Origin of the sequence: Leptospira borgpetersenii serovar Javanica (assembly GCF_003046425.1) — a bacterium.
Classification (GTDB): domain Bacteria; phylum Spirochaetota; class Leptospiria; order Leptospirales; family Leptospiraceae; genus Leptospira; species Leptospira borgpetersenii.
Genome location: NZ_QAJG01000045.1, coordinates 1 through 8,110, shown reverse-complemented (window position 1 = coordinate 8,110; position 8,110 = coordinate 1). Strand labels below are relative to the sequence as shown.

Here is an 8,110-nt window from a genome sequence, read left to right as displayed (position 1 = left end):
GCTTTCCTATGGGTCGCTCTGAAAAACTCAATGCAGAGCTTTCCTATGGGTCGCTCTGAAAAACTCAATGCAGAGCTTTCCTATGGGTCGCTCTGCAGGGCCGAGCCTGTTTCACAGAGGATTTGTCGGAAGAGATCCAAGTAATTGTGGGGATAGAGAGCATTATACCTCAAGTTCAGAGAGCGATCAATCCATCGAGCGACCCGTCGGAAGCGAAAATGCTTTCGTTTCCTCTACCAGCCTTCTTGACTCCGTCGAATCAAAAACATCATACTCGGTGCTGCTCTTGTGAAGTACATACGTGTCCACTTCAGAAAGTCTTCGGAACGATACTCACGCCCAAGCAGTATATTCAAAAAAATCAAACAACTGAACAGGAATTTTTCCCTTCGAGAATCAGAACCAGGAATAATGCCGAACCGACTGACGTAAAGAGTTACAAGATCTCTTTACGGATTCAATAAGCCAGGCCGGAAGAGAATGCGCCTAACAAAATAGGGAAGTAAAATACCCGACTTTTTATTTTCGATTTTAAAATGGACTTTTGCCATCCAGAAACATCGTTCAAAAAGCAAATGACAGTGGTAGAAGTCGTGATTTTGTAGGTTTCAGATTCGAATTTTTTACTTCAGGATTAAAAACCCATGAGCGCAACCAATACCGTCGTTGATCAAACGACCGCGAAAAAAGCACTTTCCGTTTCCGCAGGAGTGATCGAAGAAGTTACGAAAGCACTTGCAGCACGTTGCAATGTTAACGGAAAAGCCTCCGTTGACAAAATGGACGAAAACCAACTCGTTCAATACCAAATCGCCTGGCTTACTTCCGAACAAAAAATCGCGGAGAAATTCATTGAATATGCTTGGGATACGTCCCGAGGAACAGGGGATCTCGAACAGGAAATGGCGGTCGTTTTTGCGGCTGAAACTGTGAACCACGTTCGTTCCGAAATCAGTTCCCGTCCTTCCGAGTACGGAATCAAAGCTTCCAGTCTGGTTTCCAAAATATTCAACGACGAAATCAATCAATTCTTAGAGAACGCGATGGCGATCCAAAATTACAACCAGATCGCGGACAAGATCGTTGCCAAAGGTCATTTCGGAGCCTACGGTCTGGACGACGATCACGAAATGTTTCGTGAAACGTTTAAGAAGTTTGCAGAAGACGTGGTCATGCCGCACGCGGAACACGTTCATAGACACGACGACATCATTCCCGAAGACATCATCGGCGGATTGAAAGACATGGGTTGTTTCGGTCTTTGTATTCCGGAATCATACGGCGGAATCCAACCGAACGATAAACCGGATAATTTATCCATGCTCGTCGTCACCGAAGAACTTTCCAGAGGGGGATTGGGAATTGCGGGCTCTCTCATCACTAGACCGGAAATTATGTCCAAGGCTCTTCTGAAAGGAGGAACTCAAGAACAGAAAGACAAGTGGCTTCCTCTTCTTGCATCCGGGGAAAGAATGGCCGGAATCATGGTGACCGAACCGAACTATGGTTCGGATGTAGCGGGAGTTTCCGTAACGGCAAAACAAGCAAATGGAGGTTGGGTCATCAATGGTGTTAAAACTTGGTGTACGTTTGCGGGTTATGCAAACCTCCTTTTGGTCCTTTGTAGAACCGAATCTGATCCTTCCCTGAAACACAAAGGACTTTCCATTCTACTCGCGGAAAAACCGAGTTTTACCGGTCACGAATTCGCTTACACTCAACCCGAAGGTGGAAAGATAGAAGGAAAAGCAATTGGTACTATCGGATACAGAGGAATGCATTCTTTCGAAGTTTCCTTCGACAACTACTTCGTTCCCGCAGAAAACCTGTTAGGCGGAGAAGCAGGAAGAGGAAAAGGATTTTACTTCCAGATGGAAGGATTTGCCGGTGGAAGGATTCAGACCGCGGCCCGTGCTCACGGTGTGATGCAAGCTGCTCTGGAAGCGGCTCTACGTTATGCGCAAGATAGATCCGTATTTCAAAAACCGATCTACGAATACAACTTAACAAAATACAAAATAGCGAAAATGGCGGTGATTTTACAGGCTTCTCGTCAATTTGCAAATCATGTAGCTAGTTTATTGGATAATCACCAAGGCCAAATGGAAGCCACGTTGATCAAGTTCTACGCTTCCAAAGTCGCCGAATGGGTGACAAGAGAAGCGATGCAAATTCATGGTGGAATGGGTTACGCAGAAGAATACGCCGTTTCCCGTTACTTTGTGGACGCCCGAGTGTTCTCCATCTTCGAAGGTGCCGAAGAAGTAATGGCCCTAAGAGTAATTGCAAAATCCCTAATGGACCAATACGTAGGCGCATAAAAGCGGCGAACCGACAAATTTAAGGAAATTAGACAGCAAGCGGCTAACACCTTGAAAAGTGCATTCCAAAATCGTAATGCAGAAGTTGGTTCTCTGAAAAAATAAGCGATAGTGGATCGGTATTTATAGAAAATATGGTCTTACAATTTCGTATTCAGTCCTTTGAAAGGGGAAAAGCCTCCCTCGCTTCAGACACTTTGTGTCTTTCGCTACCCCTGCAAAGGACCTGAAAAGCAATGCGTTGAGTTGACCGGGCAATTCAATCTCAGAAAAGGCCCGAACCAATATTTACGTGCGAGATTATGAAATCAAAACCTTGGAGTAAGTTACAAAGTCGTTTGTATAATTTAATCGATGAAAATCTGAATTTTCAGATTCATTGTATAGTTTATCCAATGCATTCTGAACGCGGATCGACAGGTTTGCCTAGATATTGGATTACCTTAGACAAAAATATAATTTGGGATTATCCAAAACAATTTGTAGATAAAAAATTAAAAAAAGACGGAATCATCAAAACTTATCCATACAATACGGATATTTCTGAAATATCAGATTTGATTGAAGAATATATTCAAACGGATCAAGAAGAGCTGTTTCAAAAACATTTTGAAAAAGATCTATGGGGACTTGCAAATATATTAAAAGCTGCGGATAGGAGAATTGGGATTAGAAGGTTACTTTTATTGGGAAAAAAAACGAAAAATAGATCTGCGTTACTCGTTATTGAAAAAAGATTATAAGTAGCAAAAAAGATATAGAACTATAATTTTCCAATACTTTTCAAATAGAACCAATTCGATCGCAACTTGAATTCAGATTCTCGAATTGACTTCAAAAATAGATTCTCAAAAAATGAATCCGCAACAATGAGCAAAATAACCGTTAGAAAAAAACGAAATCAGATCGTATATTCTTACGATCGATTTCGATATACATCCTTGTTGGGAATTTTCGCTTCCTCTTTATTCATCGGCGGTGTCATTTTAGATCGTATCGATTTCGATTTTTCGGAACAATCCGTATTTACGTTTTTTATTTTGACGATTCCCGGTTTCATCCTTTATTCTTCGATTCATAATTCATTCAATTCTACGAATGTTTCAATCGATGCGTGGCATGTGACCGTTTATCCATCTCCCATTCCTACAAGATGGAAAAAGACGATCCGTAAAAAAGATATCAAAACCGTTTATACAAATTCCAAGGTTGACTCTTCCTCCGAATACTCCGTCGAATATCATTCCGTTTCCTGCATATTATATAACGGAAAAGAGATCACGATCATTGATAAAATCACAGATCGTGTTGACGCCAAGAGGATCGAACGCGCGATCGGCGATTCTTTAAATACCCCTTCAGATGCTCGGCAAACAGGAATTAAACTTTAGGACTTTACAACATACACGAATCCAGACTTTACAAACGAAGGCTGGACCACGGTGAAACTAAAGTGTCGCTCTCTACGGATCGCAGCATAATGTTTCTATCTGCAACGCATCATTACTAGTTTTTCGCATATTCTAGCTTCTTCATTCAATCCACATTGCGCGTAGGTTTTCCACTTCGATCACTTTTGTGGCCGTGGGTCAATGTCAGACTTTTTAATTCAATAAATGACACTGGATTCACTGCTGGGTCTACATTTGGTGTGGATTCTGCACGGAATGAATTGCATCCATAATTTATTAAACTACCTCAACTTATTGTATTCCGATTCTCATTTCGAATTTCATAAAACATTAATAATTGTTTCAGAATTTCATGCTGCCAATAAAAAAGTTCTTTTGCTAAATCGTTCTTAGAGCCCGTCTCAAAACCTTAGGAATGTAGGAGCTATTACAATCTTAAACGACGGGAGAAAACCTTCAATACGACGGTTTCTGTGGGAACTTCTATGTTTTTTAAAAACTTGCCGGATCGTTGAGAGATATTTTTCTTCAGGTTTTGAGACCGGCTCTTAGCTAATGGCGTGATGTTTGAATGCGGAACCGTTTCTCTAACAAATAATGATTTAAATATATTTCAATATATCTGCTCCTTAAATCGACTTCTTATTCGCTCATAAAGAATGTCTAATAATAATTCTAATTCTTGGTCTTTCGATTTCGGACTATCTAACTTTTTCTTAAAGAAAGCAAATAGAGTTTCCTCACCTTTTGTATTAGCCATTCTTACTGTCTTCGAATATTCTCCCTATTTACGTTGCTCGCTTTCAGATCTATTCTTCACCTTCTCAAAAACTTTCGTTTGGACTTTTAAATAAAGTTCGTGGGTTCTCTCTCTGCAGCAATAAGGATAATGGGCTTATTTTCTAAACCTATGTTAAAATTTTTAAGAAAAGTAATAACTCTTATAGAATAATTCATTGAAATCCAATCCAAGAATGGCAAAATATAAATATTATGTCACATATTATTTTAAAAAACCCCACTCTTCAAAAAAATATACTCCATGGATTAGAAAATCCCGAAGAACTCGAACGAGTTAAAAACTTCATCAAAAATATATTTTCAGGTAGCGGTTATAACAAATCGCCTTATACAACATTCAACTTAGATCCTTGGTCCACTTGGTTTTATGTTACCGACTCAGAACAAAAAATTCTATCTGCAATGAGAATTGTAGAGAAGAAACCGAATAATTTTCTCCCTGTTGAGATGGCTGTTATTTACGGCTCTAATCCACAAAAAAGATATGTTGTGCCAGAAGAGAATGTTGCAGATTGGAACAGTGTAGCGTTTTTACGCACCATCATGGGGGGTAAAGCGGCAACAATGAATTTTAAAATGGTCGTCAACTATTGCTTACAAAAGAATTTTTCGAAAATCTACGGAATGTATCATCAAAAATTAGCTTCTATTGAAAGAATTTATTTGTCCGCCGGGGCCGAATTATCAAAGCGTTTTTCCAAACCAGTCTTTTTTCCTGAAGATTATTTTAATCAGGAATTAGTACTCTTAAACATCATCGAAATCAATAAAACAAGTTTACAAAAAATAAGTGTTAATTTAGTGTAATTTTTGAGAAATTTGTAATGAATATTCCATTAATAATTAGCCTTTTATGTTCCTTAGTAGTGATACTTTTAGGAATTTACGTTTTTCGATTTGGTCATCGGAAAAATTCAAAAATACCAAAGTATTTTTTTGCTCTGTCACTTTCAATTAGCTTATGGTCGCTACTTTCTGGAATGCGCTATGTTCTTCCAAAAGAAATTCATGCAATTGCTCCCAGTATAACATTATTACCGGTTATTTTCGTACCTTTCCTTCTAAATCGATTAGTTATGAATCTAATAGAATCTGACTTTAAACAAAAAAATGTTCTATTTTTTATCGATTTAGTTGTAATAACTTATCTTTTTCTTTCCTGCATTTCATTGAATATGATTGAAATGGTGGATTATCAGACATCTTCCTATAATCTTTTACCGGCATATCATGTTTTAATTATATATTCATTTGGATACGTTGGATTTTCTATCTTTTTAGTTTTAAGAAGAGCCATTTTTGAGTCCGGTTTCGAAAGGGTAAGATTCTCATTACTTTCATTAGGAATTATTATTAGTTTATTCACTACTATCCTATTTGTATATATTTTACCCATCTTGGGAATTTTTAAAGGTTATTTTATTCCTATAGGTTTGATCCCATCCTCATTTTTATGGGCAGTTGCTGTTCTTCAATATGATGTATTTGAAACCAAAGCTGCCCTACTTTTTGGGGACAAAGTGCCATTCTTAAATCGCCTTACACTCAATTTTCATCTGATTCTTTATAGTTTTCTAGATCCAAATGAATTCCAAAACAAATCTCTTGCTCTTAAAGCAGTCATTACCGCAAATATACTTTATACTGATATGAATCTATTACTGAATACAGACCTTGAATTGAATAGAAGGGCTGAATTATTAGCTAGAAAATACTACCGGTGCATTAAATAATTCTTTCCTAAGAATATTACATCTCTGAAAGTCGCGAAATAATCTGATCAATTGTTACTCTATCTTTATCTGTTAGTTTTATATATTTTTCGATAATCGACTTTGCATTTGGAATTTTTTCAATTCTCCTAACTAAATGATTCCATTCTTCTATTTTTGATGAAAAACTTTCCCGAAATTTAATAGCGCTAACCATTTTAGGCTCGATTCCGTTTAAGACCCAATCTTTTTTATAATTAAAAACTACTTCAATAACGAAAGCTGCTTGTTCTGTAATCTCAAGCTCATCAGATTCAATCCTACTCAAATGCGCTTGAGAAATAAATATTGCGGCACCAAACTGCGCTTGTGTCAACTTCTCACCTAATCCTTCAGTTCGGATATATTTTACTCTTTGTCCCGGGGTTTTTAATTCCATTGAATTATATTATAAAAGAATTTTTTCTTGCTTTTCATTCTATGAGTATAAAATATTTTAAATCTATATACGATTAGAATATTCATATTTATTCATACATTTTAATATTACAGAACATCCAATCAGAGATTAGATCTTACGCCAAATTGCTGTCCTTTTCGAAAAAAAACTTTGAGCAACTACGAGGCAATCTGTAATTTTATTCATTTATTTTCTAAACATTTTTTTAACCAGGACAAATTATTTTGGAAGATAGTATTTTTCCAGCCCTAATTTAAAGAAATCTACTCTTTCAAAGACGTAGATTCTTAAAAATCAGGACTACAACGTTGTGTTCGGATTTCTAATCTTTTACACGTTATCCTTCCTATTTGAAAACTTACCGTTTTATACAAAATCAAAACGGATAAAAGCAATGATCAAAAAATTAATACTATTTATTTTATCCATTCCTTTCGTTATGGAAATTTTTTCAGACGATGTCGATCAATCGAAAGACGATTCGAAAAAACATTCATTCGAATTGTTCATTTGAGGTCCTTTTCGGTTACTTGAATCTATACGAAGAAAATCGGATACAAATTCCTCTCTGGAACATTCCGCCAACTACGGTATATTCACCAGTTATGATCCACCGAGCAGAGACAGAAAGTTTGGTTCTTAATTAAGGTCTGATATTTCTTTCTTTATTTTATAGGAATTGTATTTCTACTCAAACGTATAAAAAAACTTAAAGAACTCGTTTCAAAAATTAGAATATGGGATCTTCTTCAAAAAAGCCACCAACTTAATTTATGCTTTTTCACTCGGGATATGTTGAGTTTTCTACCTTGGCTGTGGGTTCTGCAACAGAACTGTAAAGCCACGGTATCTAACAACTCAAACTATATTATAATCTGAATTGAACTCTGTTCTTCTTGTTATTACCATTCTCGGCTTTGTTTAAATACGATTTAAAATTTGAATATGCAGCGGTGGTTCCGTTCTTTACGGAGGGAATGTCTCAATCATATCCCGATCTTTTCTTTGCATCATGCGCACCGCGTTGCACAGGAATACGTTGATTACTACAATCATTGGAGGCATCTGTCATTAAACAAGGATTCTCCTTGCGGTAGGGTCGTTACATTTCCAACTCCTACCTCCAAGGGGTAATACTTAGGTTCCGGTTTGTCTTGGATATACATCAGATGCCACACAGCAAGCCCTTCCCCGCCGGACTCAAGCATCGCGTCCAGTTCCTTCAGCGCCTGCTTCCGTATTTTCTCATATTCATTCGTTCGTATCATCTTTTGCCTTCTTTCGTATTTTAAGTATTGCTTATGTATATTCGGAATCGGCGGTGCACTGTTTTTATTTTAGGAAAACTAAGTCCCGGTGGAAATGAGTATTTAACTTTTAAAATTAGAATATCACATTATTTTT

General features: G+C 37.2%; 8 protein-coding genes and 1 pseudogene. 6 read left to right on the top strand and 3 right to left on the bottom strand.

The window, feature by feature from the left end; all coding sequences use genetic code 11:
- Positions 1 to 644 precede the first annotated feature (644 nt).
- From CLV95_RS18145 to CLV95_RS18135, 3 genes are all read left to right on the top strand, one after another.
- The gene (locus CLV95_RS18145) at positions 645 to 2,321 is read left to right on the top strand and encodes an acyl-CoA dehydrogenase family protein (protein WP_002721344.1); all 1,677 of its coding nucleotides are present in this window, start codon (positions 645 to 647) and stop codon (positions 2,319 to 2,321) included.
- 302 nt (positions 2,322 to 2,623) lie between these two features.
- Entirely contained in the window at positions 2,624 to 3,064 is a 441-nt protein-coding gene (locus CLV95_RS18140; protein WP_002721356.1) for an SF0329 family protein, read from the top strand.
- A gap of 126 nt (positions 3,065 to 3,190) precedes the next feature.
- On the top strand, positions 3,191 to 3,712 hold the full coding sequence (locus CLV95_RS18135; RefSeq protein WP_002734795.1) for a hypothetical protein: 522 nt from the start codon (positions 3,191 to 3,193) through the stop codon (positions 3,710 to 3,712).
- 448 nt (positions 3,713 to 4,160) lie between these two features.
- On the opposite strand, the gene CLV95_RS19965 is transcribed toward CLV95_RS18135, so the two are convergent.
- Entirely contained in the window at positions 4,161 to 4,343 is a 183-nt protein-coding gene (locus CLV95_RS19965) for a hypothetical protein (RefSeq protein ID WP_077022164.1), read from the bottom strand.
- A gap of 383 nt (positions 4,344 to 4,726) precedes the next feature.
- Between CLV95_RS19965 and CLV95_RS18130 the strand changes: the two genes are divergently transcribed.
- Positions 4,727 to 5,341: an LBL_2463 family protein gene (locus CLV95_RS18130; protein ID WP_002721340.1), complete on the top strand. Its 615-nt coding sequence runs from the start codon at positions 4,727 to 4,729 to the stop codon at positions 5,339 to 5,341.
- A 17-nt stretch (positions 5,342 to 5,358) separates the two neighbouring features.
- Positions 5,359 to 6,267: an LIC10906 family membrane protein gene (locus tag CLV95_RS18125; protein ID WP_002721333.1), complete on the top strand. Its 909-nt coding sequence runs from the start codon at positions 5,359 to 5,361 to the stop codon at positions 6,265 to 6,267.
- A 16-nt stretch (positions 6,268 to 6,283) separates the two neighbouring features.
- Here CLV95_RS18125 and CLV95_RS18120 read toward each other — a convergent pair whose 3' ends face one another.
- A complete protein-coding gene (locus CLV95_RS18120; RefSeq protein ID WP_002743965.1) occupies positions 6,284 to 6,685 on the bottom strand; it encodes a helix-turn-helix domain-containing protein in 402 nt (133 codons plus the stop codon).
- A 966-nt stretch (positions 6,686 to 7,651) separates the two neighbouring features.
- On the opposite strand from CLV95_RS18120, the pseudogene CLV95_RS18115 reads away from it, so the two are divergent.
- A pseudogene (locus tag CLV95_RS18115) lies at positions 7,652 to 7,840 on the top strand (integrase core domain-containing protein); the annotation flags it as partial.
- Here CLV95_RS18115 and CLV95_RS18110 read toward each other — a convergent pair.
- The gene (locus CLV95_RS18110; RefSeq protein ID WP_002739250.1) at positions 7,759 to 7,974 is read right to left on the bottom strand and encodes a hypothetical protein; all 216 of its coding nucleotides are present in this window, start codon (positions 7,972 to 7,974) and stop codon (positions 7,759 to 7,761) included. The pseudogene CLV95_RS18115 and the gene CLV95_RS18110 overlap by 82 nt on opposite strands.
- Positions 7,975 to 8,110 lie beyond the last annotated feature (136 nt).